Annotated in this window: 24 protein-coding genes and 1 pseudogene; 13 read left to right on the top strand and 12 right to left on the bottom strand. The window is 72.4% G+C overall.

From position 1 onward, the window contains the following. Position 1: 1 nt before the first annotated feature. Together QMF98_RS13185 and QMF98_RS13180 are read right to left on the bottom strand one after the other, a co-directional pair. Entirely contained in the window at positions 2–1201 is a 1200-nt protein-coding gene (locus QMF98_RS13185) for a restriction endonuclease subunit S (RefSeq protein WP_337973457.1), read from the bottom strand. Continuing rightward, positions 1194–2749 (bottom strand): annotated as a pseudogene (locus QMF98_RS13180) (type I restriction-modification system subunit M). Before QMF98_RS13180 ends, QMF98_RS13185 begins: the two are co-directional and overlap by 8 nt. Positions 2750–2947: 198 nt before the next feature. Here QMF98_RS13180 and QMF98_RS13175 point away from each other — a divergent pair. Continuing rightward, positions 2948–3943, top strand: coding sequence for a site-specific integrase (locus QMF98_RS13175; RefSeq protein ID WP_337973456.1), 996 nt, complete (start codon positions 2948–2950; stop codon positions 3941–3943). Positions 3944–4280: 337 nt separating this feature from the next. On the opposite strand, the gene QMF98_RS13170 is transcribed toward QMF98_RS13175, so the two are convergent. From QMF98_RS13170 to QMF98_RS13150, 5 genes are all read right to left on the bottom strand, one after another. Then, the gene (locus tag QMF98_RS13170) at positions 4281–4520 is read right to left on the bottom strand and encodes a hypothetical protein (protein ID WP_337973455.1); all 240 of its coding nucleotides are present in this window, start codon (positions 4518–4520) and stop codon (positions 4281–4283) included. Between the two features lie 34 nt (positions 4521–4554). Next, positions 4555–4953, bottom strand: coding sequence for a hypothetical protein (locus tag QMF98_RS13165; protein ID WP_337973454.1), 399 nt, complete (start codon positions 4951–4953; stop codon positions 4555–4557). A 635-nt stretch (positions 4954–5588) separates the two neighbouring features. Continuing rightward, the gene (locus QMF98_RS13160) at positions 5589–5786 is read right to left on the bottom strand and encodes a helix-turn-helix domain-containing protein (protein WP_337973453.1); all 198 of its coding nucleotides are present in this window, start codon (positions 5784–5786) and stop codon (positions 5589–5591) included. A 31-nt stretch (positions 5787–5817) separates the two neighbouring features. Then, complete coding sequence (locus tag QMF98_RS13155; RefSeq protein ID WP_337973452.1) at positions 5818–6381, bottom strand: rolling circle replication-associated protein; 564 nt, start codon at positions 6379–6381, stop codon at positions 5818–5820. Positions 6382–6867: 486 nt separating this feature from the next. Next, positions 6868–7950: a tyrosine-type recombinase/integrase gene (locus QMF98_RS13150; RefSeq protein ID WP_337973451.1), complete on the bottom strand. Its 1083-nt coding sequence runs from the start codon at positions 7948–7950 to the stop codon at positions 6868–6870. Positions 7951–8120: 170 nt separating this feature from the next. Between QMF98_RS13150 and QMF98_RS13145 the strand changes: the two genes are divergently transcribed. The 3 genes from QMF98_RS13145 to QMF98_RS13135 all read left to right on the top strand — a co-directional run bounded on the left by QMF98_RS13145 (position 8121) and on the right by QMF98_RS13135 (position 10492). After that, positions 8121–8522 (top strand): DUF3817 domain-containing protein, encoded by a 402-nt coding sequence (locus tag QMF98_RS13145; RefSeq protein ID WP_337973450.1) that lies wholly within the window; start codon positions 8121–8123, stop codon positions 8520–8522. 41 nt (positions 8523–8563) lie between these two features. After that, positions 8564–9709, top strand: coding sequence for a glycosyltransferase family 4 protein (locus QMF98_RS13140; protein WP_337973449.1), 1146 nt, complete (start codon positions 8564–8566; stop codon positions 9707–9709). A gap of 231 nt (positions 9710–9940) precedes the next feature. Continuing rightward, entirely contained in the window at positions 9941–10492 is a 552-nt protein-coding gene (locus tag QMF98_RS13135) for an aromatic ring-opening dioxygenase LigA (RefSeq protein WP_337973448.1), read from the top strand. 188 nt (positions 10493–10680) lie between these two features. Here the strand turns inward: QMF98_RS13135 and QMF98_RS13130 are convergent, their stop codons facing one another. Then, positions 10681–11202, bottom strand: coding sequence for a hypothetical protein (locus tag QMF98_RS13130; RefSeq protein ID WP_337973447.1), 522 nt, complete (start codon positions 11200–11202; stop codon positions 10681–10683). Continuing rightward, positions 11202–12671: a PspC domain-containing protein gene (locus QMF98_RS13125; protein ID WP_337973446.1), complete on the bottom strand. Its 1470-nt coding sequence runs from the start codon at positions 12669–12671 to the stop codon at positions 11202–11204. The genes QMF98_RS13130 and QMF98_RS13125 overlap by 1 nt, the downstream gene beginning before the upstream one ends. Positions 12672–12797: 126 nt before the next feature. Between QMF98_RS13125 and QMF98_RS13120 the strand changes: the two genes are divergently transcribed. From QMF98_RS13120 to pcrA, 5 genes are read left to right on the top strand one after another with little or no spacing between them, the layout of a single operon-like run. Then, positions 12798–14156: an ATP-binding protein gene (locus QMF98_RS13120; protein WP_337973445.1), complete on the top strand. Its 1359-nt coding sequence runs from the start codon at positions 12798–12800 to the stop codon at positions 14154–14156. Continuing rightward, positions 14153–14824 (top strand): LuxR C-terminal-related transcriptional regulator, encoded by a 672-nt coding sequence (locus tag QMF98_RS13115; RefSeq protein WP_263729599.1) that lies wholly within the window; start codon positions 14153–14155, stop codon positions 14822–14824. The genes QMF98_RS13120 and QMF98_RS13115 overlap by 4 nt, the downstream gene beginning before the upstream one ends. A 36-nt stretch (positions 14825–14860) precedes the next feature. Further along, the gene (locus tag QMF98_RS13110) at positions 14861–15217 is read left to right on the top strand and encodes a hypothetical protein (protein ID WP_337973444.1); all 357 of its coding nucleotides are present in this window, start codon (positions 14861–14863) and stop codon (positions 15215–15217) included. Between the two features lie 10 nt (positions 15218–15227). Beyond that, positions 15228–15722, top strand: a complete 495-nt coding sequence (locus QMF98_RS13105; RefSeq protein ID WP_337973443.1) for a DUF456 domain-containing protein — start codon at positions 15228–15230, stop codon at positions 15720–15722. A gap of 53 nt (positions 15723–15775) precedes the next feature. Beyond that, positions 15776–18334, top strand: coding sequence for a DNA helicase PcrA (gene pcrA / locus QMF98_RS13100; protein ID WP_337973442.1), 2559 nt, complete (start codon positions 15776–15778; stop codon positions 18332–18334). 3 nt (positions 18335–18337) lie between these two features. On the opposite strand, the gene QMF98_RS13095 is transcribed toward pcrA, so the two are convergent. Beyond that, positions 18338–18808, bottom strand: a complete 471-nt coding sequence (locus QMF98_RS13095) for a GyrI-like domain-containing protein (RefSeq protein WP_337973441.1) — start codon at positions 18806–18808, stop codon at positions 18338–18340. Between the two features lie 187 nt (positions 18809–18995). Here QMF98_RS13095 and QMF98_RS13090 point away from each other — a divergent pair, with 187 nt between their 5' ends. Together QMF98_RS13090 and arfA are read left to right on the top strand one after the other, a co-directional pair. After that, the gene (locus QMF98_RS13090) at positions 18996–20030 is read left to right on the top strand and encodes a LacI family DNA-binding transcriptional regulator (protein ID WP_337973440.1); all 1035 of its coding nucleotides are present in this window, start codon (positions 18996–18998) and stop codon (positions 20028–20030) included. Between the two features lie 159 nt (positions 20031–20189). Continuing rightward, entirely contained in the window at positions 20190–21698 is a 1509-nt protein-coding gene (gene arfA, locus QMF98_RS13085) for an arabinosylfuranosidase ArfA (protein WP_337973439.1), read from the top strand. 13 nt (positions 21699–21711) lie between these two features. Here arfA and QMF98_RS13080 read toward each other — a convergent pair whose 3' ends face one another. After that, the gene (locus tag QMF98_RS13080; protein ID WP_337973438.1) at positions 21712–22287 is read right to left on the bottom strand and encodes a Clp protease N-terminal domain-containing protein; all 576 of its coding nucleotides are present in this window, start codon (positions 22285–22287) and stop codon (positions 21712–21714) included. Next, positions 22287–22496, bottom strand: a complete 210-nt coding sequence (locus QMF98_RS13075; RefSeq protein ID WP_490715612.1) for a helix-turn-helix domain-containing protein — start codon at positions 22494–22496, stop codon at positions 22287–22289. The genes QMF98_RS13080 and QMF98_RS13075 overlap by 1 nt, the downstream gene beginning before the upstream one ends. Before the next feature lie 209 nt (positions 22497–22705). Between QMF98_RS13075 and sucC the strand changes: the two genes are divergently transcribed. Further along, positions 22706–23887, top strand: a complete 1182-nt coding sequence (sucC, locus tag QMF98_RS13070; protein ID WP_337973436.1) for an ADP-forming succinate--CoA ligase subunit beta — start codon at positions 22706–22708, stop codon at positions 23885–23887. 30 nt (positions 23888–23917) lie between these two features. Next, positions 23918–24793 carry a succinate--CoA ligase subunit alpha gene (gene sucD / locus QMF98_RS13065; protein ID WP_337973435.1) on the top strand — a complete coding sequence of 292 codons (876 nt, stop codon included), beginning with the start codon at positions 23918–23920 and terminating at the stop codon, positions 24791–24793. Positions 24794–24856: the final 63 nt, after the last annotated feature.

The raw sequence follows: 24856 nt of genomic DNA, 5'->3' as shown, positions 1-24856 counted from the left end.
CTCAGGCCACCACCCTTTCGGCAGCAGCCGCGGCGTCAGCGATCTCGATATCCCGGTTCAGCAGCCCGTTGAGCAGCGACGCCCGGACCACCCGCAGAAGGTCAGCCTCTGCGCGGGTGGCCGCGATCAACTTCTGAGGCGCATCTAGAGTGCGTCCGATCGATTCCTGCTCGGCCAGGGGCGGGAGGTGAATGCGGATCGCCGAAACGATGCCTTGATTTACCGAAGGTACCGCGCCGTTCTGGGTCAGCTCGGCCAACCGTACTTGCGACATGACGGCCAGCATGAAGTCCGGCAAGACTCGTTCGCCGAGGATGAGACCCATGAGGTTCTGGTCGAATGCAGATGGATGGCCCAAGATCCTGCGTTTTTCCGTCGCCAAGGCGGCTCCCAAGATAGGGAAGACGACCGTCCCGCGTGGGCACACGCGAGGCCTAACGGCTGCCACGCCTTCAGCATCGAGCCAGTTGGACGCGACCGAGAGTACCGGGTCATTGCGCGGTCCGTTAAGGTCGGCGACCTTGAAGTAAGGGACCTGCCCCGTGGCGTGCCCCTGGTACTTATCCGGGAAGGCGCGTCCCGTCGCAGCGATGGCGACGTCTCCGATTCGCACCTCGGTCCAGTCCCTGCCGGGCGTGAGTAGAGCGCTGCGCAACCCAGAGGTTACCCCAATCTGGGCCTCCGCCTCGGCGTCGAGGGCAGCGACCTGATCGTCGACTGCGGCGATGACATCGACGATCCGCTCCTGGACCGCCAACGGCGGTATCGCGATCGGGATGGCTTGGAACTCCTTGTCCGAGATGGTCTTGCGACGCAGGACGGTGCCGGAGGCTCTGTTCTTCATCTCATCCCAGAGGGCCTGCGATTGAAAGAACAGAGCGAGGTAGCCTGGAAGTACGTCCTCCGCAATCTCGTAGGTGATGAACACGCTCGACACATGAGAGCCGTCATGTTCGGCTCGAGCGACGGCTGCGGGAGCCTCGAACGCCGTGATAGTCCGAAGGACGACGTCGCCCTGGCGTACGCGGAACAGGGCCTGGTACTTCGACTCTCCGCCTACGAAGGGCGGCTTCGCGCCAATGCCTCGGCCGTACATCTGCACGCTCACGGCGGGGTAGGCAATTCCGTCCTCGACCGCGACTTTTCGGCGCACCCGTGTCAGATGCTTGCCCAGTGAGCCGGGCGTCCACTCGTCACTCATCGAAGCCTCCGATTCCGGCTTCGGCGAGGACCGCGAGCATGCGCTCCTCGGCGCTCTGGCGTTGGGCACGAGCCACGTTATAGCCCTCAATGAGTGTGCCGAGGGCCGTTGCCTCGACCGCGTCGGCCTTGAGGTAGCGGCCGATGTTGAGGTCGAAGCCGTTGGCCTTGATCTCGTCGATGGGCACGAAACGGGCCTGGATACCGCCGTCGTCGGGGTCGATGGGCTTGCCATCGATGCCGAATGTCGAGTGGTAGGCGGCAACAGTGGCGGTCATGTCCTCGCGCCGCAGGGTGTTGCGGTTCCTGCCTTGGCGAAGCGCTGGGAGGCGTCGACGAACAGAACTCCGTTGTGCCGCTCATCGGCCTTCGAGCCCCGCGCACGGAAGACTAGAACGCAGGTGGGGATCGACGTTGAATAGAAGAGGTTCGCCGGGAGTCCGATGACGGCTTCGAGCAGGTCTTCCTCGACGACCTTTCGGCGGATTGCCGCCTCCTGACCGCCACGGAACAGCACGCCGTGGGGCAGGACGACTCCGGCGCGGCCGGTCTTGGACTTCATCGAGGCGACCATGTGCTGGACGAAGGCCCAGTCGGCCGTGGAGCGGGGCGCGATGCCGCCGATAGCCCTGGCATCGTTGATCCACGGGTCCCACTTGAGCGAGTAGGGCGGATTGGCCAACACCACGTCGAACTGCTCGACAGTCCCGTCACCCTTCTTGAACTGGGGCGCGTGAAGGGTGTCGCCGACTCGGATCACGGCGCTGGTCAGATTATGGATGAACAGGTTCATCCGCGCGACACCGGCGGTGCTGGACACCGACTCCTGGCCGCTCAGCCGCAGCGTGTAGGGCCGCCCGTCGTGCGACTTAAGCAGGTTGGCAGCGGCGATGAGCATCCCGCCCGAGCCACAGGCGGGATCGTAGACGGAGTCGAAGTCGTGGGGGTCGAGCAGCCGAACTATCAGCTCGACGACCTCGCGGGGTGTGAAGAACTGTCCGGCACGAGTGCCGGAGCCGTCGGAGAACCGCTTAAGCAGGTACTCGTAGGCGCCGCCGAGGACGTCGTAGGAGACGTTCTCCGCGAACATCTTGGGCACCCGGTCCATCGCCTGCATGACCCGCACCAGCACCGGCCCATCCAGCCCGTCGTCGCCAGTCCTGCTCCAATCCAGGGAACCGAACAGCCCGGAGAACTTGTCCGGGTTCGCGGTCTCGATCGCCTGGAGCGACGAACGGACTCGCGCGCCGAGACCGGGCTGCGTGATGGTCGTCAGGACCGCGCCCCACGACGCGCGGAGCTCGCCAACTTTGCCTCGCCCGATCATCGGGATCTCGAAGGTCTGGTAGTCGCGGTACTCGACCTCGTGCGCCTCATCCGCACTCAGCCACTCGATGCCGGTGTTCTCCGCCAGGAACACCTCGTGGTTGTGGTCCCAGGTATCCGACAGGAACTTCCAGAACATCAGCGGAAACATCACCGACGCGTACTGCGACTCAGGCATCTTCGCCCGCAACTCATCGGCAGCACCCCATAGCCGCGACTCCATCTCGGACTGGGTGATAGCACTGCTCATCAGTGAGGCCGTCCTCCATCGACTGCGGGCTCGGACGTCTGCGCAAGCCTCCCTCGGACCCTAGCTTCGGGCGGACAGCCGGGGCTGCGACGCCGCGGGCCAAGGATCGGCCGACAGTTCCATCAACCACAAGGGTCGAAAAGATCCCTTATCACGCGCTATCGTGAGCCGGTGGGAACAGCCCTGCAGAGGCACGGCGAGTCACCGGTCGGCGCCGTGATGGCCACTGGCCTGACCGCCGAGGACGCCGTCCGCGTTGGTGCCGCCGTCGACGCAGCTACGGCGGCCAACACGCGCCGGGTGTACGCCTCGGCGTGGCGCGGCTGGCAGGCCTGGTGCACGGGCAGGGGAGTGTCGAGCCTTCCGGCAACCGCAGCGGGTATCGCCTCGTACCTGGCCGAGCGAGCCGAGGCGGGGGCGTCGGCCTCGACGCTGGACGTCGCTGTCGCGGCGATCCGCGCGGTGCACCTGGAACACGGGCTCGACGACCCCACGCTCGATCCGCGGCTGGCGCTCGTGCGTCGCGGTCTTCGTCGCACGGTGGGTCTGGCGGCACGGCGTCAGTCGCACCCGCTGTCAGTGGCCGAGGTCGGGCGCATCCTGCGCCACATCGACCGTGCGACGCCGGCCGGAGCCCGTGACGCGGCCCTTCTGCTCGTCGGCTTCGCCTCGGCGCTGCGCCGTTCGGAGCTGGCGGCGCTGAGCACGGCCGACGTGGAGTGGCGCCCAACGGGCGTCCTGCTGACCATCAGGAAGTCGAAGGGCGACCAGGATGGCCGGGGACAGATCGTTGCGGTTGCCCGCGGTGAGCATGCGGAGACGGACCCGGTGGCCGCGCTGCACGCATGGCTCCAGGTGCGACCGGCGGGGTCTGGTCCGCTGTTCAGTCGGATGCGTCGCGGCGGGCACGTGACCTCCGAGCCCTTGTCGGGGGCGGCAGTCGCGCGGGTCCTCCAGGGGCGGGCCGCCGGGGCGGGGCTGTCCGACCTGCCCATCAGCGGCCACTCCCTGCGCTCGGGGCACGCCACCGCGGCCGCCGCCGCGGGTGTCGGAGTCGAGCGCATCGCTGCCCAGACGCGCCACCGTCACGTCGACACCTTGATCCACCGCTACATCCGGCCGGTGGAGGCCCTGGCGACCACGAGCAGCGCAGGGCTGGGTCTGTAAGCCAGGCCCCAAGCCCACGCCCTTCGGAGCCCGACTCGGGCGCTGTAGATCTCTTCGGGCCAACGGCCCGCGCGTTGGGCGGCGTGGCCATGGGCTCAGGCTCGGTGAGCCGGATCGGTCTCAACCGTGGCGCCGACGTGCGACAGATCTGCCTCAGGCCGACTCCGGTCGGGGTGGCGCGCCGGTTACTCAGTCGGCTTGTCAGGCCGCATCGAGGTGTCCACAACCGCGAGAGCGACCTGGCGCGCAGCGGGCCGGCAATACACGCCAGGATCGCCCTAATCCGGGGTTCACCGTGATCGCTCGAGCCGTCCGCTCGAGCGGAGTGCCAGTGCGGCTACCCGGTGTACTCGTCGGCGCGGGAGGCCACGCAGGTGCCGAGGTCTCGCAGGCCCTCGACCACCGCCTCGTAGGCGTCACCGTTCGGCTGGTCCGAGACCACCCTGATCGCGGACAGGGCGTACGCGAAGCCGAGCACGTCGTCCGCGTTGTCGGGGTCCAGGTCGAGCACCCGCATGAGGGGCGAGAGCCGGGGGTAGTACTCGCTGAGGGTCAAGAAGCGCACCGTGTTGTCCATCGTCTTCTCCGTGGTGGTCGTGGTGGTGGTGGGGTCAGTCGGTCTGCGTGGGCCCGTTCGAGGCCCTCCAGCCAGCGCTGAGGGCGCCGACCACCGCCGCGACGCTGGACGCCGTCCCGTCGGTCAGGACGACGACCATCCCGATCGACAGCGCCGGGGCGGTGGGCGGGTTGTCGGTGAGCAGCTGGCAGCGGCAGCCGCTCGCCCGGCAGCGGGTCTTGGCGGCGGAGTGGAACGACGCGGGGTGGTTGCAGGTCCCGCACTGCGGCTGCGGCCGGTGCGGCGGCCGGGGCTTCGGGGGACGTCCCGGCGAGGTGGCCGCCCGTGCGCTCGGCTGCCAGGAGCGCCCTGGCTGGGCCTCGGTGCAGGGCGGGGAGCCGCCGAACATCGCGATGATCGCGTTCGCGACCGGGTCGTGTCTGGTGGTGGTCATCGAGGTTCCTTCCCGTTGTGCTGCTGTCACTCCTTTCGTGGAGACCGGACGGGTTTGGCAGGGCCCTGAGCGGCCCGGTTCGGCACGACGTGGCCCGGGGCCGCTCTCGACGTGGCGAGCACCGTGTTGCCCCTACCGCAGTGCTGGTTGTCGGACCCGTTCATCGGCTGGTTCCTCAGTCGGTCTTCGAGGGGACGGAGGGTCCCGGCGTGGGGACGGTGCGCCTGCGCGGGAAGCGCAGCCCGGGGCCGCGGTTTCGCCACCGGGGTGAGTGCTCCGGTCGCTCGGCGTACCGCGTTGACCGCGGCCTCTGCAGCCGCAGTGAGTCGGCCAGGTCGGCAGCCATCAGGTCCGGCGTCGGGTCGTGCAACTCCTTCTCCTTCCACTTGGTGCAGCCGGCCCCGGCCCGGGGGAGCGGCGCCGGGGCGCGCTTCCGGCCGGACCCTCGTGGCCTCGGTGCTCCCGAGGCGGTGGGACCACAGTGCCGCCGGTCCATGGGGGAGCCTCGGGGCGGTGCGGCGTCCCGGGAGCCGTTCCCCTGTGAGGTCGACCTAGAACAGCTCTAGGTAAGCGAGAGGGCGCCCGACCCGGGCCACCGGCATGAAGCGGTAGGGGGCTCGCCGCGGGGCTCGCTGCTACTGGTCCACAGCGCGCCGGTGCCGGCGGGCGAACGCGTCGACGTCCTCGTCGTACAGGCGGACCGACCGGCCCAGGTGCACAGCGGGGATCTGGCCCAGGCGGATCATGTGCCGCACCCAGCGCGTGGACATGCTCAGGCGCTCGGCGGCCTGGTCCATTGTCAGCAGTCGTCCGGTAGTCGTGGTCTCGGTCACGGGTGGCCTCCAGGGGATCGCGGGTGGACTCTCACCCCTTGGAGGGGGTCAGGGCGCCTCCGACAGGGCTTGCGGGGCTGCCCGAGGCGGCGACCGGCTCCGATGAGTCGGTGGCGTATCCATGGGCGGCGCACCACCGGCGCCGCTCGACGGCCTTGGCCTGCGTGAGGCCAGCGAACACCTCGCCGGTGTGCACGTCGCGGAAGAACCCCTGGGACGCGGCGAGCACCAGCCGCCCGCCGTTGTCGGCCAGGTGCCGGGCGCGGCTGGGGTCGTGGCGCATCTCCTTGAGCAGGTACCCGCCGCTCCCGTCCCGGTACCGGGTCAGGTGCATGTGCGGCATCCGGCTGTCGTCGGCGTGCGCCACCAGGTCCGTCTTCGTTACCTGTGGGCCGTGCAGCAGCACGTGCGCGTGGAGCAGCCCACTCTCGTGGCGCTCGAGCACGGCCAGGTACTCCAGGCCGTACGCATGCTTGATCCGCTTGAGGAAGCCCCGCACCAACGGGCGGGTCTCGAGGGCGTCGCCAGGGAGGCACGTCAGGGTGAGGAGCTGTTGTGGCGCCGCGGCGGTGATCGCCTTGGCGGCCTGGACCACGTGGGCGTGGACGCAGTACGGACAGCTGAGCCGTCTGCACCTCCTCAACTGAACAGCCCGTCCTTGCCGAACCACCACGGGCGCGTTGGGGCACCAGTCGGGGCGGGACCAGCGTGTGGCAGAGGTATCAAGGGAGCGACCGCGCAGTGCAGGCTTCGAGTTGGCCACCGCACCTCCCGCCGTGAGGCAGGGCGGGCAACCGTGGGGTACCGGGTGGCACCTGGCGCGCTCTGCACCACTTCGCGGGAAATCCAGCGGCGTACACAGGACTCGGACGGCCCGAGTGCTTCGTGTGCTCGCCCGGCCTGGCCGAGCACTGCACCGTGCTCCGCGAGCCCTGAGGGCCTAGGAGCGGGGGATTGGACTTCGTTCATAGAAGAATCTCGGCGTGCCGTCCGGCAGAGCGTCGGCAACGGCCGAGCCGGGCTCGGGAAGCTGCGGCCCGGCCCGTCGACGATCACGACGGACGGGACGCCCCGTTGACGATCACGAGGCACCGGACGCCTTGTCGATCACGTGGATGCGCTCTCGGCGCTTCCTCGCCGCGATCTCGGAGAGGAACGGCTGGCCCCGGAGTGCGGTGTCGCGCTTCATCCGGTCCGCTGCCAGGCCGAGGTAGACCTCGGTCGTCTGGCTGCTCCGGTGGTGCAGCAGCGCGGAGGTGACCCGGAGCGCGCCGTCATAGCCCGCCTCCGCGGCCTGGTCGAAGAACGCGCGGGCGACGGACCGCCTGATGGTGTGCACACCCTCGCCCGCCCCCACCTCGACCCCGGCAGCCCGGAGAGCGTCCTGCACGACGACCTCCGGTCGGTGCAGGGGACGGTCCGGACGCCACCCTGCCTGCGTGCGCTGTCGGTCCTTCGAGCCGTCGGCGAGGGTCACCCACCTGTAGACCGCGGGCCTCCGCGCCGGGAACAGGTAGTCGGCCGGCGTTAGGGGCCGTCCCAGCTGCAGGGTGTACTTCCGGAGCCACTCCGCCAGTGCAGGCGCCAGGTCTGCGCTGACCGGGAACAGGTCTTCGAGGTGCGACTTCGAGACTCGGACCCTGATGGTGCCTCCGACGAGGTCGACATCCCCGACGCGGATGCTCGTGGCGGTGCTCGCCCGGAAGCCGGAGTTGGTGATGAGTGCGATGAACGCGGCGTCCCGCTCGTCGCGCGCGAGGCCCGGCAGACCAAGGAGGGTCTCGGCGCTGATCTGTAGGCGCACCCGCCGCGTCACCGGGAGCGGTTGCACATCCGCCAACAAGTCTTGACGGAGGTAGCCGCGCTTCGTGGCCCAGACGAAGAACGAGTTGAGGCGCGTCCGGTAGTAGTTGGCCGTCGCCGGGGTGATCGGACGCCGGTGCCTGGCGTCCCGGGTCACGTGATCGGCCAGCACGCCTGCCGTGCCGAAGAACCACTCACCGACGCGGTCCGGGCGCATGTTGCGCAGCTGCACGTTCCCGTACCAGGCTGCGAAGCGGCGGAGGACGAAGGCCTCGTTCGTCGCCGTGGTCGCCGCGACCCGCGGACGCCGGTAGGTGACGTACTCCTCGACGGCTTCGTGCAGTCGCTTCGGCTCCGCCATGCCAGACTCCCAGGGCTTGATACGCGCCGTTGGGACGGGCAGCGCGGGTACTTCGTGGGACCGTTGGCGGACGGCCAGGACCCCACAGTACCGCGTCACCGACAAGCGTTCCAGCAGGTCAGAGGCACTCTAAGGTTGGTTGTGGATACTCTTCGAGTGGGAGTGAGAGGGTGACAGGGACGACGGACTCGACGGGGCCGCGCACGGAGCCGACGCCTGACCCGACGGCCGCTGCATCGGTGGACCCGCGCGTGCGGCGCGCGGCCGGTGCGCTGGCCCGGTACCGGGTGATGGCCTACGTCACCGGCTCGATGCTGCTGGTGCTGTGCCTCGAGATGGTGCTCAAGTACGGCTTCCACGTGAACGCGCTGGACTGGGTGCCGCGGCTGCACGGCTTCGTCTACATCGTGTACCTGGTCACCGTGTTCGACCTGTGGTCGGTGATGCGGTGGAAGCTCGGCCGGTTCGTCACCATGGCGGCTGCCGGCGTGGTGCCGGTGATGTCGTTCGTCCTCGAGCGGCGGGTGCACGCCGACGGTCAGGAGCGTCTCGCGACGCTCGGCCGCCGGTGAGCGCGGCAGGCCGTCAGGCACCTCGCGGTTAGCGGGCCCGCGTGCGGATCGTCCACGTCTCCGACTGCTTCCCGCCCCGGACGGGTGGCATCGAGACCCAGGTCAGTGACCTCGCGACCTATCAGGTCGCCGCAGGGCACGAGGTCCACGTGCTGACCGGGACGTTGGGCCCCGACGGGGAGCGGGGCGGCGCGCTGCAGGACGTCCGGGGCGTGCGGGTGCACCGCCTCGGTGCGCGCATGCCCTTCGAGCTGCCGGTGAACCCGCGCGGACCGCACCTGATCACGCAGGCGCTGCTCGCGGTGCAGCCCGACGTCGTGCACGTGCACGCGGGCGTGGTGTCCCCGTTCGCGTACGACGGTGCCCGCCTGGCGATCGCCGCCGGTCTCCCGACGGCGATCACGTGGCACTGCATGCTCGACGGCATCGCGCCCGTGCTGCACCGCGCCGTGCAGCTGTCGCACTGGCGCACGGTGCCGGCAGCGCTGTCGGCGGTGAGCTCGGCGGCCGCCGAGCGCGTCTCGGCGGTGTTCGAGGGACAGCCCGTCGACGTGCTGCCCAACGGTGTCGACCTGGACCGGTGGGCGCCGCGCGGCGACCCCGACCGGGCGGACCGACCGGGGGAGCGCGGGCCGCTGCGGCTGGTCGCCACCATGCGGCTCGCGCCGCGCAAGCGTGCGGTTCCGCTGGTCAGAGCGGTGGCGGAGGCCGCACGGCGGCTGCCGCCCGACCGGCTCCGGCTCACCGTCCTCGGCTCGGGGCCGGCGCGGGGGGCCGTGCAGGCCGCCGTCGAGGACAGCGGTCTGGAGCACCTGGTGGACCTGCGCGGACAGGTGCCGCGGGAGCAGGTGCGGGCGACGTACGAGGACGCGGACGTGTTCCTCGCCCCCGCCCAGCTCGAGGCGTTCGGTATCGCCGCGCTCGAGGCGCGGGCCGCCGGCCTGGTGGTGGTGGCACGCCGGGGGACGGGGATCGCAGAGTTCGTCGTCGACGGCGTGGACGGGCTGCTGGTGGAGGACGACGACGACATGGCGATGGCGATCGTGCGGCTCGCCCGGGACGGCGCGCTGCTGGACCGGATGGCGGCCCACAACCGGTCCCGGCGACCCGATTTCGGATGGCAGCGGGTGCTCCGCGCCGCTGAGGTGGAGTACGAGCGCGCGCGTTCGCTCGCCGGCACGCACTGACGCTCCGTCGCCCGTCCAGGGGTCGCGCCCGACCCCGTGCAAGGGGGTCATGGGACGAGATCCGTCGACAAAGGGTGCCCTGACCTGCGGTGCTACATTCTGCGGGACCTGGGTCCCAGCCAGGTGCCTCGACCAGCAGCGACGCTTTCTCTCGAGCACAGACGCTCACCGAGGGCCGGATCTCGCCGGGCCTCGCCAGCTGCAGAGATTCACCAACGAATCGGGGAGACCATGTCCACCACCCTCAGCGAGCGCACCGGGACCGCCAGGGTCCTGGGCCTCATCGTTCTCATCTTCGGCGCCATCTTCATCGTCGCCGGCGGCGTCACGTGGGGAGCCGTGTCGGCGAACCTGGCCGACGAGAAGATCACCGTCTCGCCCGACGCCTCCGCCTTCGGGGGCCAGGACGTCAACTCGCCGTGGACGGCGTTCTCGCAGGCGATGATCATCCGCCACCACGCCCTGACGGCCAGCAACGACAAGACGTACGCCGAGCTCGGCGCCATGATCTCGGCCAAGCAGGCCGACCTGAAGGCCGCCGGCAAGTCCGCTGACGAGATCGCCAAGGACGCGGACGTCGTCAAGCTGCAGGGCCAGCGCACCACGGTGATGAACGGCTCGTTCCTCCGGGCCTCGCTGTTCACCTCGGTGATCGCGTTCGGTGTCGCGCTCTTCGCGGTCGGCGTGGGCGTCGTCTTCGCCCTGATCGGCTGGACGCTGATGAAGCTGTCGAAGCCCGCCGCGGTGGCCCCGGCGGCGGCTCGCGAGCCCGTCACCGTCTGACCTGCTCCGCACGCACGGTCCCACAGAACGAGGGACGGTCGACCAACCGGTCGACCGTCCCTCGTTCTTTCGTCCCTCATCACCCTGCTGACCTGCTGCTCGGCCGGGTCGGCCCACCGTCTCCGGCCCTCCGGGCCGACCCGACCGCCTCGCGGTGCACGTCCGCGGCGCGCCCCCCGCGCGCCGGCTCAGGCCCGCCCGTCCCGCCGGTGCGGCCGGCGGAGCGCCACGACGAGCGAACCGACCAGCAGCGCGACTCCTGCTCCGGCGAGCAGCACGATCAGCGCGAGCCCGCCGTCGATCCGGGCGCCCCAGGCGAACGAGACGATCCCGATCCCGACGACCGCCACCACCAGGCCCCACACCACCGTCCCGACCCGCAGCTCCGGCCCGGCCGGTGTGGCGGGCGTGGGTGCTGGAGCGGGTGCTAGTGCCGGGGCGGATACGGGCGCGGGTGCAGCCGCCCCGGTCGGCCGCGGTGGTGGCGCCGTCTCGGTCGCTGCGGCCGGCCGCGGCGCGTCCGCGCTCTCGCGGGACGTCGCGACGCTCTCCTCGGCGACCGGCAGCGGCCGGGTGGTCCCTGCGCTGTCCTGGTCCAGGGCGGCGGTGTCGACCGCCGGCCCGGCCTCGTCCGCCGCGACCGGCTCGATCGCCCGGGTGGGGGTCTCGTCGTCCGCCGCGGGCAGCGGGCGGGTGTCGTCGGTGCTCATCACTGCTCCTCGATGGTCAGGTCGCCGGTGCCCATGCTGATCCGCAGGTGCAGCTGCGACGTGCCGCTGGACGCGGCCTGGTTGGCGAAGTTGCGCTGGGAGATGCCGACGCCGTTCGCCTGGTCGTTGCCGCCGTCGAGCCGCCAGCTGACGGAGCCGGCGCCGAGGTCGACCGTCGCCGTGACGGCCGTGCCGCGCGGCACCACCACGGTGTAGTTGCCCACCGCGAGCCACAGCGGTACCTCGAGGGTGCTGGCGTCCATCGGCACCGCGCTCAGGTCGATCCGCGTGTTCCCGACGCCGGCGCGCACGCCGCGCGCGGCCTCGGCCCGGTCGGACACCGTGACGGTGGACGACCCGTTGACCTGCTGCGCGTGCGACAGACCCGGGGAGGTCCAGTCGCTGCGCTCGCCGAGCGCGGCCGGTCCGGCGATCAGGACCGCGATGATCGCGACGGCGGTCAGCCCGCCGCTGCGACGTCCCCGCAGCCCGACCGCGATGGTCGCCAGTCCGGCGAGCACCACCGTGACCCCCGCCGCGGTAGCGACGACCGGTCCCGTGAAGTCCGTGGTGCGCTGCGCGATCAGCAGGCCGGCGAGGGTCAGCAGGCCGAGCGCCACCACGCTGCCCACCCACGGCAGGCCGGCGGAGCGCCGGACCGGTGACGGGTACACGGGCGTGGCCGTCGCGACGGGGCGCGGCGGGACGGGTCCCGGGGAGTACGGAGCCTGCGGCGGGTAGCCGGGACGGCCGGCCGGTGCTGCAGGGCCGGGGTACGGCCCGTAGGGGCCGGGCGGTGGGTAGGCACCGGGGCCACCGGGCTGGCCGGTCGTCGGCCCGGGCTGGGGTGCGGCGCCATAGGCAGCGGGTGCCGGCGTCGTCTGCGCGGCCGGACGGTAGCCGGCTGCGGCGGTATAGGTGGTCGACGCCGTTCCGGCCGCCGGGGGCACGGGCGGCACCGGGCCGCCCGGGAACGGGCCGTAGGGCGTCGGCGGGCGCGGCGTGGTGCTCCGGTGGGATGCCGCGGTCGCGACCAGCACGACGGCGCCCACCACGGCGGCCACCCAGAACAGACCCTGGATCCAGCCGGGGACGTGGCCGTCGAAGCCGAAGTAGGAGCCGCGTCCCAGCCCGACGAGCAGCATCACCAGTGCGCCGAGCAGCGCGATGTCCGGGTGCCCCAGCGTCAGGCCCTCGAGGTGGATCCGGCCGTCCCGCTGCTCCGGCAGCAGGGCCCAGCCGATGGCGTAGAGCACCAGGCCGAAGCCGCCCAGCAGCACGGTGACGGCGACGATGCCGCGCACCAGCAGCGGGTCGACGCCGAACCGGGCGGCCAGGCCGCCGCAGACGCCGCCGATCCAGCGGTCGTCGGAACGGTAGAGCCCGGTGCGGCGGATCGCCGCGAAGAACCCCGCCGGCGGGGCGGGTGCCGGCCCGGGTGCCGGCGTGGGGGAGGTCGGGTTGTCCATGTCCCGATCGTCCGCCGAGGCGTCCCGCCGCCACCATCGGGTGACCCCCTGAGCGCACCCTGAACCGCCCCTGATCCTGCCCCGGCGGCTGCCCTCACCTGCACCCGGACGTGTCACGATCGACCTGTGTGGACCGCTCCCGTGCCGCCTCCCGCGCCGCCGCGCCTGCCGTGGCGGCGCCCGGCCCAGGGCCGTCGGCTGGCCGGGGTGGCCATCGGGCTGGCCGTGCACCTCGGCATCTCGGTCCGCCTGGTGCGGGTCCTCTTCGTGGTGCTCACGCCCGTGCTCGGCGTCGGGCCGTTGCTCTACGGGTTCTGGTGGCTGACGGTCCCGGAGGGTGACCCCGCCGAGGCAGCCGAGGCCGCGCGGCCCGCGGCGTTCGCCCGGCTGGCCCGCCGGCAGGGCACCGACGGGACGCCCAGCCGCCTCCCGGTGACGGACGTGGCCGTCGGCGTGCTGCTGATGGCGGGCGCTGCGGCGCTGCTGCTCGCCCGGCAGCAGGGCTCGCTCGGGCTGCAGTGGGTGCTGCCGGCGATGCTCGTCGCGGCCGGTCTGGTGCTGGCGTGGAGCCAGCTGGACGCCGTGCAGCGGGGACGGCTGCGGGAGCGCGCCGGTGGACGCGTGCCCGTCAGCGTGCTGCGCCTGGTCGGCGGCGTGGTGCTGGCCGGCGTCGGGGTGCTGCTGCTCGTGGGTGGCGCCACGGGGCAGGGCATCGCGCCCGCTGTGCTGCTGCAGGCGGTCGTCGCGGCGGTGGCCGTGCTGGCCGGCGTCGGGCTGGTGCTGGCGCCGTGGTGGCTGCGGCTGTGGCGCGAGCTGGGGGACGAGCGCGCCGCCCGGGCCCGCGAGGCGGAGCGGGCGGACATGGCCGCGCACCTGCACGACTCCGTGCTGCAGACCCTCGCGCTGATCCGGGCCCGATCGGACGAGCCTGCCGAGGTCGCGCGCATGGCCCGCGCCCAGGAGCGCGAGCTGCGCGAGTGGCTCTACGACGACCGACCGGCCCCGGGCACGTCGCTGGCGGCAGCCCTGCGCGCGGTGGTCGCCGAGGTGGAGGACTCCCGCTCGGGGCCGGGCGGGGAGCCCGTCGCGGTCGACACCGTCGTGGTCGGCGACCGGGTGCCCGACGAGGGGACCGACGCCCTGCTCGCCGCGAGCCGGGAGGCCCTGGTCAACGCCGTGGTGCACGGCCGCCCGCCGGTCTCGCTCTACCTCGAGGTCCGTCCGGACGAGGTCGAGGTGTTCGTCCGCGACCACGGCGACGGGTTCGACGTGGACGCGATCGGTCCCGACCGGTTCGGCGTGCGGGAGTCCATCATGGGGCGCGTGCACCGGCGCGGGGGCAAGGCGACGGTGACCAGCCGGCCGGACCGCGGCACGGAGGTGCACCTGCTGCTCCCCGTCGGCGCGGCGGTCGTCCCGCCCGTCGTGGCGCGGCCGGCGGCGGACGGTGACGGACGGGCGGAGAGGACGGAGGTGGCCCGATGACGACGAGCGCGGTGCGTCCGCCGGTGGACGTGGTGCTGGTGGACGACCACCACATGTTCCGCACCGGCGTGCGTGCGTCCCTGGACGAGCGTGTCGACGTGGTGGGCGAGGCCGACTGCGTCGACGAGGCCGTCGAGGTGATCCACCGGCTGCGGCCGCCCGTCGTGCTGCTCGACGTGCACCTGCCCGGGGGTGACGGCGGTGGCGGTGCCGAGGTGATCCGCCGGTGCGCGGACCTGCTCGCGGGCACGCGCTTCCTCGCGCTGTCGGTGTCCGATGCCGCCGAGGACGTCGTCGGTGTCATCCGCGTCGGCGCGCGGGGCTACGTCACCAAGGCGATCAGCGGTCCCGACCTGACCGACGCGGTGCTGCGCGTGGCGGGGGGCGATGCCGTGTTCTCCCCGCGGCTGGCCGGCTTCGTGCTCGACGCGTTCGGCACCGCGGCGGGCGACGTGGCCACGGGCGACGACGAGCTCGACCGCCTGTCGGCACGCGAGCGCGAGGTGATGCGGCTGATCGCCCGCGGCTACTCCTACCGCGAGGTGGCCGGCGAGCTGTTCATCTCGGTGAAGACGGTCGAGACCCACGTCTCGGCGGTGCTGCGCAAGCTGCAGCTGTCCAGCCGCTACGAGCTGACCCGGTGGGCGGCGGCGCGTCGGCTGCTCTGAGACGCGCCGCACGGGGCGGTCTCGTAGGGTCGCCGCATGACCGTCGTCGCTGGTGTCCTCGTCGTGCTGCACCTGATCGGCTGGGCCATCGTGCTCGGCGGCGCCCTGGTGAGCCTCCGGCCGCCGCGCATCCCCACCGGGATGCTGCACGGCGCGCTGACCGCCCTGGTCACCGGTCTGATCCTCGCGTTCCTGCTGACGTCCGGCGCGTGGAAGCCGGACGAGCACGTCAGCAACGCCAAGCTCGGCGTGAAGCTCGTCGTCGCCCTGGTCGTCACCGGGCTGGTGGCCTGGGGAGGCCGGCGCAAGGACAAGGGCGTGCCGCGCTGGCTGGTGCTGACCATCGGCGGCCTGACGGCGTGCAACGTCGCGGTGGCGGTGCTCTGGCCGTAGCCCGGTCGGCGTGACGATCGGCGCAGCCGGGGAGCTGACCTGGCTCGTCGGCACCCTGGTCGCGATCGGCCTGGTCGGCACCGTCGTGCAGGTGCTGCCCGGCGCCGTGCTGGTCGGTGCGTCGGTCGCGGGATGGGGTGCGCTGACCGGCGGGCCGCGCGGCTGGACGGTCACCGTGGTCGCGGTGCTGCTCACCGCCGCCGGACAGGTGCTGAAGTACCTGCTCGCCGGGCGGCAGCTGCGGCGCGGGGGAGTGCCGCGATCGGCACTCGTGTGGGGCGGGGTGCTCGGCGTGGTCGGGTTCGTCGTCGTCCCCGTCGTCGGGGTGGTGCTCGGGTTCGTGCTCGGTGTCTACCTGGCGGAGCGGGTGCGGCTGCGGGCGCACGCAGCGGCCTGGCGCGCGACCGGCGTCACCCTGCGCGCAGCCGGCCTGACGGTGCTGGTGGAGCTGACGGCGGCGCTCCTCGTCGCGGGCGTCTGGGTGGTGGCGCTGGTCACCCGCTGATCAGGCCCGCCGCGCCCAGGGGTGTGGGTCCGCTCGCCTACCCTGGTAGGGCCATGACGTCGCTGTTCGAGAACCTGTCCCTGCCCCTCCCCGGGTCGGTCCGCGGCACCCCCGCGTCCGGCTCCGTCCGGCCCACGCACGTCGGGGAGTCCTCGGGCCTGCCGGTGGTGCTCCCGCCCCGGGAGGACGAGCGCGCGGGGACGTCCGACGTGCCGGACGACGACCGTGCGCGTGCGCGCGAGCAGGCGCAGGCGCGTGACGAGGCCCGCGCCCACGAGCTGCTCGAAGGCCTGAACCCGCAGCAGCGCGCGGCCGTGCTGCACGAGGGCGGTCCGCTGCTGATCGTCGCGGGCGCCGGCTCCGGCAAGACGCGCGTGCTGACCCACCGGATCGCGCACCTGCTGGCCACGCACCGCGCCCGCCCGGGGGAGATCCTCGCGATCACCTTCACCAACAAGGCCGCCGCCGAGATGCGCGAGCGCGTCGAGGCCCTGGTCGGCCCCTCGGCGCAGCGGATGTGGGTGTCCACCTTCCACTCGGCGTGCGTGCGCATCCTGCGCCGCGAGGCCACCACGCTCGGCCTGCGCTCCTCGTTCTCCATCTACGACTCGGCGGACTCGCAGCGCCTGCTGACGCTGGTCGCCCGTGAGCTCGACCTGGATCCCAAGCGCTACCCGGCCAAGGCGCTCGCGGCCAAGATCAGCAACCTCAAGGACGAGCTGGTCGACCCCGAGACGTTCGCGGCGACCAGCGGCCAGGGCGCCGCCAACGACTTCGACACCGCGCTGGCGCAGGTCTACTCGCGCTACCAGCAGCGACTCCGACAGGCCAGCGCGCTGGACTTCGACGACCTGATCATGACCACGGTCAACCTGCTGCAGGCGTTCCCGGCGGTCGCCGAGCACTACCGCCGCCGGTTCCGGCACGTGCTGGTGGACGAGTACCAGGACACCAACCACGCGCAGTACGTGCTGGTCAAGGAGCTGGTGGGCGACGGCTCGGACGGCGTGCCGCGCGGCGAGCTGACGGTCGTGGGCGACGCCGACCAGTCGATCTACGCGTTCCGCGGCGCCAACATCCGCAACATCCTCGAGTTCGAGGCGGACTACCCGGACGCGAGCACCATCCTGCTCGAGCAGAACTACCGCTCCACGCAGACGATCCTCTCCGCCGCCAACGCGGTGATCTCCCGCAACCCGGGCCGCAAGCCCAAGCGGCTGTGGACCGACGCCGGTGCCGGCCCGCAGATCGTCGCGTACGTCGCCGACGACGAGCGCGAGGAGGCCCGGTTCGTCGCCGAGGAGATCGACCGCCTCGGTGACACCGCCGACGTGCGGCCCGGTGACGTCGCGATCTTCTACCGGGCCAACGCGCAGTCCCGTGCGATCGAGGAGGTGCTGGTCCGCGTCGGCCTGCCCTACAAGGTGGTCGGCGGCACGCGGTTCTACGAGCGCCGCGAGATCAAGGACGCCGTCGCCTACCTGCGCGCGATCGCCAACCCGGACGACGACGTGAACACCCGCCGCATCCTCAACGTGCCCAAGCGTGGGCTGGGGGAGCGGTCGGAGGCGATGGTGGCCGCCTTCGCCGAGCGGGAGCGGATCAGCTTCGGCGCGGCGCTCGAGCGGCTCGACGAGGTGCCGGGGCTCGGCACCCGGGCGGTGACGGCGCTGGCCGCGTTCCGTGAGCTGCTGGGCGGCCTGCGCGAGCTGGCGGCCGACGCGGGTCCGGCGACCGTGCTCGGTGCGGTGCTGGACCGCAGCGGCTACCTGGCGGAGCTGCGAGCGTCGGACGACCCGCAGGACGGCTCCCGCGTGGACAACCTCGCCGAGCTGCACGCCGTGGCCACCGAGTTCGAGCAGGGCGACCCCGACGGGGACCTGGCCGACTTCCTCGAGCGCGTGTCCCTGGTGGCGGACTCCGATCAGATCCCCACGCCGGACGGCGGGGACGAGGGCGCCGGCCCCGACCAGGGCGTCGTCACCCTGATGACGCTGCACACCGCCAAGGGGCTGGAGTTCCCGGTGGTGTTCCTCACGGGCCTCGAGGACGGCACGTTCCCGCACCTGCGGTCGCTGTCCGACCCGGACCAGCTCGCGGAGGAGCGCCGGCTCGCGTACGTGGGGCTGACGCGCGCCCGGCAGCGGCTGTACATCTCCCGCGCCGCGGTCCGCACCGCGTGGGGCGTGCCGAACGAGTTCCCGCCGAGCCGGTTCCTCGAGGACCTGCCGGACGAGCTGATCGACTGGCGGCGGCGCGAGTCGTCGACGTCGCGGATCCGCGGCGGCTGGGGGTCCGGGTTCGGCAGCGGCGGGGGCCGCGGGTCGTCCTGGAACGACGGGCCACGTGGATCGTCCGGCGGCGGAGGCGGGTCGCGGACCGAGCGGGCGCCCCTGCCGTCCACGGGCGCCACGTTCGGGTCCGCCAAGCCCCGACCTGAGGGCGCGGTCCCCACCCTCGCCGTCGGCGACAAGGTGACGCACGACGCCTACGGCCTAGGGACGGTCGTGGCGCTCGAGGGTGCCGGTCCCAACGCGGTGGTCAAGGTCGACTTCGGCTCGGCCGGAACCAAGCGGCTGCTGCTCCGGTTCTCGCCCGTCACCAAGCTGTAGCGGCTACGCGCCGGTGGCGCGGTCGGCGTACGGCAGCACCACCTCGGTCCGCGGCTCGGGCACCCCCGGCTCGTCGAGGTAGGACTCCCACGGCGCTCCCGCGGGTTCCGCGCCGGCCTCGCTCACCGACCGCAGCAGCAGCTCGTACGCCGCGGCCACCGTGTCGTAGCTGCCGCGGTGCACCACGCTGACCGCCGGTCCGCCGGGCAGCGTGCTCGGCGCCACCCGGCCCTGCGCCACCACCGGCGCGTCCACCGGGAAGCCGGCCTCGACGTCGAACGTCCCGTCGCCGACGGGCACGTACCGACCGAATGGCATGCCGGCGACGTGCCGGCCCTGCGCCGCGACGGTCGTCATCACCTCGCCGAACGCACCACCCAGGAACCCTGGCAGCTGCTCGGTCGTCATCCGCCCGCGCACCACCGCCACCTGCTGCTCCGCGCGCACCTCGCGCGCGATCTCCTCGGTCGTCATGCGTCCAGCGTCCCGCTGACGTCGGTCGGCGTCGAGCGTGCGTCGCAGGTGCGTCACTGCGGTGCAGAGGGGCTGGTCGGGGCGCCGTACAACGATGTACGATCCGGCGACGCGGACGCGTGCGCTCGGGCGGGGGCTGCGTCTGCCACGCTGTGGCGCGGACGCGACGGCAGGAGAGGGTGACGGGATGAGCCGTGCAGGTCGCACGGGCGGTGTGACGATGCACGACGTCGCCGCCCGGGCCGGCGTGTCGATCAAGACCGTCTCGAACGTGCTCAACGCGTACCCGTACATCCGCCCGGCCACGCGGGAGCGGGTCGAGCAGGCGATCGCCGAGCTCGGCTACCAGGTCAACCTCAGCGCCCGGAACCTGCGCCGCGGCTCGACGGGCATCATCGGCCTCGCCGTCCCCGAGCTGCGGCTGCCGTACTTCGCCGAGCTCGCCGACTCCGTGATCGGCGCGGCCGAGCGCGAGGGTCTCACGGTGCTCATCGAGCAGACGGGTGCGGAGCGCACCCGGGAGCTCGCCGTGCTGACCAGCGCCCAGAGGCAGCTGACCGACGGGCTGCTCTACTCGCCGCTGGCGCTCGACCTCGCCGACCTGGCGTCGTTGCGCCTCGACTTCCCGATGGTCCTGCTCGGGGAGCGCATCTTCGGTGCGGACGCCGACCACGTGACCATGGCGAACGTCGACGCCGCGCGCGCCGCGACGGAGCACCTGGTGGCACGGGGACGGCGCCGGGTCGCGACCGTCGGCGCCCATCCGGGGGAGGTGTCCGGCTCGGCGGTGCTGCGGCTCCAGGGCTACCGGGAGGCGCTGGAGGCGGCCGGTCTGCCGTTCGAGCCCGCGCTCGTGGCGGAGGCCTGGTTCTGGAACCGCGCCGCCGGTGCCGCCGCGATGGACCGGCTGCTGGACTCCGGGGTCGGCGTGGACGCGGTGTTCGCGATGAACGACGCGCTGGCCCTCGGCGTGCTGCACGCGCTGCACCGCCGCGGCGTGGCGGTGCCGGAGCAGGTGGCGGTGATCGGCTTCGACGACATCGAGGAGGCGCAGTACTCGGCACCGACCCTGTCGTCGATCTCCCCCGGACGGGACCAGATCGCGCAGACGGCCGTCCGGCTGCTGCGCGAGCGGATCGACCGCGGGGACGCCGCCGGGCCACCGCGCACCGTGGTCGCGGAGTTCACGGTGGTGGCGCGGGAGTCGACGGCGACGTCCTAGGACGACGTCCGTCGGCCGTCCCGCTCGCTCCGCTTGTCAGGTCCGGGTGATCCTCTCTATCGTTGTACTACAACGTTCCAGAACTCGGCCCCAGCGTGCCGCGCTCGGGAGCCGCAACCGTCCGAGCAGCGCCGCCCGCACCCCAGGAGCTCCACCAGCATGTTCACCGCGACCCTCACCCTCGACCCGGCGTTCCGTGTCGGCCCGGTCCGCCGGCGCACCTTCGGCTCGTTCGTCGAGCACCTCGGTCGCTGCGTCTACACCGGGATCCACGACCCGTCCCACCCGACCGCCGACGCGGACGGCTTCCGCAAGGACGTCATCGAGCTGACCCGTGAGCTGGGCGTCTCCACCGTCCGCTACCCGGGTGGCAACTTCGTGTCCGGGTACCGGTGGGAGGACGGGATCGGTCCGGTGGACCGTCGGCCGCGACGGCTGGACCTCGCGTGGCACTCGACCGAGCCCAACCTCGTGGGTGTCGACGAGTTCATGCGGTGGGCAGCCGCGGCGCAGGTCGAGCCGATGATGGCGGTCAACCTCGGCACCCGCGGTGTGCAGGAGGCCCTCGACCTGCTGGAGTACTGCAACGTCCCCGGCGGCACGGCGTTGTCGGACCTGCGCCGGGCCAACGGCGCGCAGGCGCCCTACAAGGTCAAGATGTGGTGCCTGGGCAACGAGATGGACGGGCCCTGGCAGATCGGTCACAAGACGGCTCACGAGTACGGCCGGCTGGCCGCGGAGACCGCGCGCGCGATGCGGATGATCGACCCGGACCTCGAGCTGGTGGCCAGCGGGTCGTCGGGGGTCGGGATGCCGACCTTCGGCGAGTGGGAGCAGACCGTGCTGACCGAGGCCTACGAGCAGGTCGACATGATCTCGGCGCACGCGTACTACTGCGAGCAGGACGGTGACCTCGGCTCGTTCCTCGCCTCGGCGCTCGACATGGACCACTTCATCACGTCGGTCGCGGCGACGGCGGACGCCGTCCGCGCCCACAAGAAGCTGTCCAAGCGCATCGCGATCTCGTTCGACGAGTGGAACGTCTGGTACCAGCACCGCGCCGAGTCCCAGCCGCCGACCGGCGACGACTGGCCGGTGGCGCCCGTCCTGCTGGAGGACCGCTACAACGTGGCGGACGCCGTGGTTGTCGGCAGCCTGCTGATCAGCCTGCTGCGGCACACCGACCGCGTCGCCGCGGCGAGCCTGGCCCAGCTGGTCAACGTGATCGCGCCGATCATGACCGAGCCGGGCGGCCGGTCGTGGAAGCAGACGATCTTCCACCCGTTCGCGCAGGCGTCGTCCGCCGCCGTCGGCGACGTGCTGCAGGTGGCGATCGACGTGCCGACGTACGAGACGGCCAAGTTCGGGGACGCGCCCCTGGTCGATGCGGTCGCGACCCACGATCCCGAGACCGGTGCCGTGGCGCTGTTCGCCGTCAACCGGTCGACCACCCAGGAGGCGCGCCTCGAGGTGGACCTGCGCTCGATCCCGGGGCTGCGGCTCACCTCCGCGAGCACGCTGTCGAACCCGGACCACACCTGGCAGGCGACGGTGGACGACGACAGCAGCGTGGCGCCCCGCTCCAACGCGACCGCGACCGTCGAGGACGGAAGGCTCAGCCTGACCGTGCCGCCGGTGTCCTGGAACGTGGTCCGGCTGAGTCTCTGACGCCGGGGCGGCCTCAGCCGACCAGAACGCTGGCCGGGCCGTCGTCGGGCTCGGCCCACGCCCGTCGGACTGCCCGCCGGACCTCCTCGGGCGCCAGCCCGAGGCCGAGCAGCACCTGGTGCGCCGGGACCTCGTCGAGACGCACGGCCGCGAGCAGCACGTGGCCGGTGTCGATGCGCCGGTGCCCGGCTGCGACGGCCTCGCGCAGGGTGGTCTCGAGCAGCTTCTTGGCGGTGGTGTCGAAGGGGACGTGGGTGCCTCGTCGGCCGCCCCGGCCGGGTGCGGGCCGGTCGAGCGCACCGACGCCGAACAGCCGCTCGGCCCGGGCGCGGACGGCCTCGAGGTCGATGCCGAGCGCCGCGAGGGCGTCCGCGTCGAGCCCGGTGCTGCTGCGGCGCCGCACCGCGGCGTCGACGTCGGCCGGGCGGATGCCGAGCGAGGCGAGCGCGCGAGAGGCGGCCGACCCCTCGGTCCGCACCGCGCCGACCAGCATGTGCTCGGTGCCGACCCGGTCGGCGTGCAGCTCGCGCGCGAGCTCCTGTGCCAGCACCACGGCGGTGCGGGCGTCCTGCGTGAACCTCTCGAACATCAGCCCAACCTCTTCCCGTACTTCTGGTGGACGGCCTGTCGGGACACGCCCAGGGCGGCGGCGACCTGCTGCCACGACCAGCCGAGCCGCCGCGCACGCTCCACCTGCAGCGCCTCGAGGCGGTCGGCGAGCTCACGCAGCGCCCCGACGGCGGCCAGGCCGCTCGCCGGGTCGTCGGAGGTCGCCCTGTCGAGCAACTCGTCGGTCATGGCCGTCAACCTAGATTGACGTCCACCACCCTGTCAAGACGACTTGACGCCCTCTGGAGGCAGATGCAGCTCGGCCGCCACCACCCCCGCCGCCCGGCGCGTCGACGGAATCTCTCGATGTCGAGAAATCGCCGGTCCCCGGCTAGAGTCGCCACCGGTGCGCACGTCGCCTACACCGACGTGCGGGACGAGCGAGAGGACGCGCCGGCGTGGACCTGTTCGAGTACCAGGCACGGGACCTGTTCGAGAAGCACGGGGTACCGGTCCTGCCGGGCATCGTCGCGACGACCCCCGCGGAGGCGCGGGCCGCGGCCGAGCGGCTGCTCGGCGAGAGCGGTGGCGTCGTCGTCGTGAAGGCCCAGGTGAAGGTGGGTGGCCGCGGCAAGGCCGGTGGCGTCAAGCTCGCCCGGTCGGCCGACGAGGCCGAGCAGGTCGCCGGCCAGATCCTCGGCATGGACATCAAGGGCCACACGGTGCGCCGCGTGATGGTGGCCGCGGGAGCCCGCATCGCCAACGAGTACTACGTGTCGCTGCTGCTGGACCGGGCCAACCGCCGGTACCTGGCGATGGCGTCCGTCGAGGGCGGCATGGAGATCGAGCAGCTCGCCGTCGAGCGCCCGCAGGCTCTCGCCCGCGTCGCCGTCGACCCGCGCACCGGCATCGACCGCACCAAGGCGGAGGAGATCGTCCGGGCCGCGGACTTCGACCAGCAGGTGGCCGGTCAGGTCGTGGACGTGCTCGAGCGGCTGTGGGCGGTCTACCGCGACGAGGACGCGACGCTGGTCGAGGTCAACCCGCTGGTGCTGACCGAGGACGGCGACGTGATCGCGCTCGACGGCAAGGTGTCGCTGGACGCCAACGCCGACTTCCGGCACCCGGACCACGCCGAGCTCGAGGACAAGGCCGCGGCCGACCCGCTCGAGGCGCGCGCCAAGGAGAAGGGCCTGAACTACGTCAAGCTCGACGGTCAGGTCGGCATCATCGGCAACGGCGCCGGCCTGGTGATGAGCACGCTCGACGTGGTCGCCTACGCCGGTGAGGGCCACGGCGGGGTCAAGCCCGCCAACTTCCTCGACATCGGCGGCGGCGCCTCGGCGCAGGTGATGGCCGACGGGCTGGACATCATCCTGTCCGACCCGCAGGTGAAGGCCGTGTTCGTCAACGTGTTCGGTGGCATCACCGCGTGCGACGAGGTCGCGCGAGGCATCGTCGCGGCCCTGGGCATCCTCGGCGACGAGGCGTCCAAGCCGCTGGTCGTCCGCCTCGACGGCAACAACGTCGCCGAGGGCCGCCGGATCCTCACCGAGGCGGCGCACCCGCTGGTGACGCTGGCCGACACGATGGACGGCGGCGCGGACGACGCGGCCCGCCTGGCCTCGACGGCCGCCTGAGCCACCCGACGACGAGAGAGACGAACAGCCATGGCCATCTTCCTCACCGCTGCGTCGCGGGTGATCGTGCAGGGCATGACCGGGTCCGAGGGGACCAAGCACACCACCCGGATGCTCGCGTCCGGCACCCAGGTGGTCGGCGGCGTGAACCCGCGCAAGGCCGGCACCACCGTGACGTTCCCCACCGGTGACGTCCCCGTCTTCGGGACGGTCGCCGAGGCGGTCGCGCAGACGGGTGCCGACGTGTCCGTCGTCTTCGTCCCGCCGGCCTTCACCAAGGACGCGGTCGTCGAGGCGGTCGACGCCCGCGTGCCGCTGGTCGTCGTCATCACCGAGGGCGTCCCGGTGGCCGACACCGCCGCGTTCTTCGCCTACGCGCAGGACAACGGCGTGCGGGTGATCGGCCCCAACTGCCCCGGCCTGATCAGCCCCGGGCAGTCGAACGTCGGCATCATCCCGGCGGACATCACCGGCCCCGGCCGCATCGGGCTGGTGTCCAAGTCCGGCACGCTGACCTACCAGATGATGTACGAGCTGCGTGACCTGGGCTTCTCCACGGCGATCGGCATCGGCGGCGACCCCATCATCGGGACCACGCACATCGACGCGCTCGCCGCGTTCGAGGAGGACCCGGACACCGAGGCGATCGTGATGATCGGCGAGATCGGCGGCGACGCCGAGGAGCGTGCCGCGGCGTACATCCGGGACCACGTCACCAAGCCGGTGGTCGGCTACGTCGCCGGGTTCACCGCCCCGGAGGGCCGCACGATGGGCCACGCCGGTGCGATCGTCTCCGGCTCGTCGGGTACCGCGCAGGCCAAGAAGGAGGCCCTCGAGGCCGCCGGGGTCAAGGTCGGCAAGACGCCGTCCGAGACCGCCGCGTTGGTCCGCGCGTTGCTGTCCTGAGCCCGCGGGGGCGTCGCGCGCGCTGCGGCGCGCGCGACGGCGCCGGGTCGCGCCGTGAGCGAC

This window comes from Cellulomonas sp. NTE-D12, assembly GCF_027923705.1.
Lineage (GTDB): Bacteria > Actinomycetota > Actinomycetes > Actinomycetales > Cellulomonadaceae > Cellulomonas.
The sequence above is the reverse complement of the archived record's forward strand: the minus strand, read 5'-3'. Positions and strand labels throughout refer to the sequence as shown.

Coding starts and splice junctions, on each gene's coding strand:
- QMF98_RS13185 (WP_337973457.1), bottom strand. CDS start 1,201: ATGAGTGACGAGTGGACGCCCGGCTCACTGGGCAAGCATCTGACACGG.
- QMF98_RS13170 (WP_337973455.1), bottom strand. CDS start 4,520: ATGGACAACACGGTGCGCTTCTTGACCCTCAGCGAGTACTACCCCCGG.
- QMF98_RS13165 (WP_337973454.1), bottom strand. CDS start 4,953: ATGACCACCACCAGACACGACCCGGTCGCGAACGCGATCATCGCGATG.
- QMF98_RS13150 (WP_337973451.1), bottom strand. CDS start 7,950: ATGGCGGAGCCGAAGCGACTGCACGAAGCCGTCGAGGAGTACGTCACC.
- QMF98_RS13135 (WP_337973448.1), top strand. CDS start 9,941: ATGTCCACCACCCTCAGCGAGCGCACCGGGACCGCCAGGGTCCTGGGC.
- QMF98_RS13130 (WP_337973447.1), bottom strand. CDS start 11,202: ATGAGCACCGACGACACCCGCCCGCTGCCCGCGGCGGACGACGAGACC.
- QMF98_RS13125 (WP_337973446.1), bottom strand. CDS start 12,671: ATGGACAACCCGACCTCCCCCACGCCGGCACCCGGGCCGGCACCCGCC.
- QMF98_RS13115 (WP_263729599.1), top strand. CDS start 14,153: ATGACGACGAGCGCGGTGCGTCCGCCGGTGGACGTGGTGCTGGTGGAC.
- QMF98_RS13110 (WP_337973444.1), top strand. CDS start 14,861: ATGACCGTCGTCGCTGGTGTCCTCGTCGTGCTGCACCTGATCGGCTGG.
- pcrA (WP_337973442.1), top strand. CDS start 15,776: ATGACGTCGCTGTTCGAGAACCTGTCCCTGCCCCTCCCCGGGTCGGTC.
- QMF98_RS13095 (WP_337973441.1), bottom strand. CDS start 18,808: ATGACGACCGAGGAGATCGCGCGCGAGGTGCGCGCGGAGCAGCAGGTG.
- QMF98_RS13090 (WP_337973440.1), top strand. CDS start 18,996: ATGAGCCGTGCAGGTCGCACGGGCGGTGTGACGATGCACGACGTCGCC.
- arfA (WP_337973439.1), top strand. CDS start 20,190: ATGTTCACCGCGACCCTCACCCTCGACCCGGCGTTCCGTGTCGGCCCG.
- QMF98_RS13080 (WP_337973438.1), bottom strand. CDS start 22,287: ATGTTCGAGAGGTTCACGCAGGACGCCCGCACCGCCGTGGTGCTGGCA.
- QMF98_RS13075 (WP_490715612.1), bottom strand. CDS start 22,496: ATGACCGACGAGTTGCTCGACAGGGCGACCTCCGACGACCCGGCGAGC.
- sucD (WP_337973435.1), top strand. CDS start 23,918: ATGGCCATCTTCCTCACCGCTGCGTCGCGGGTGATCGTGCAGGGCATG.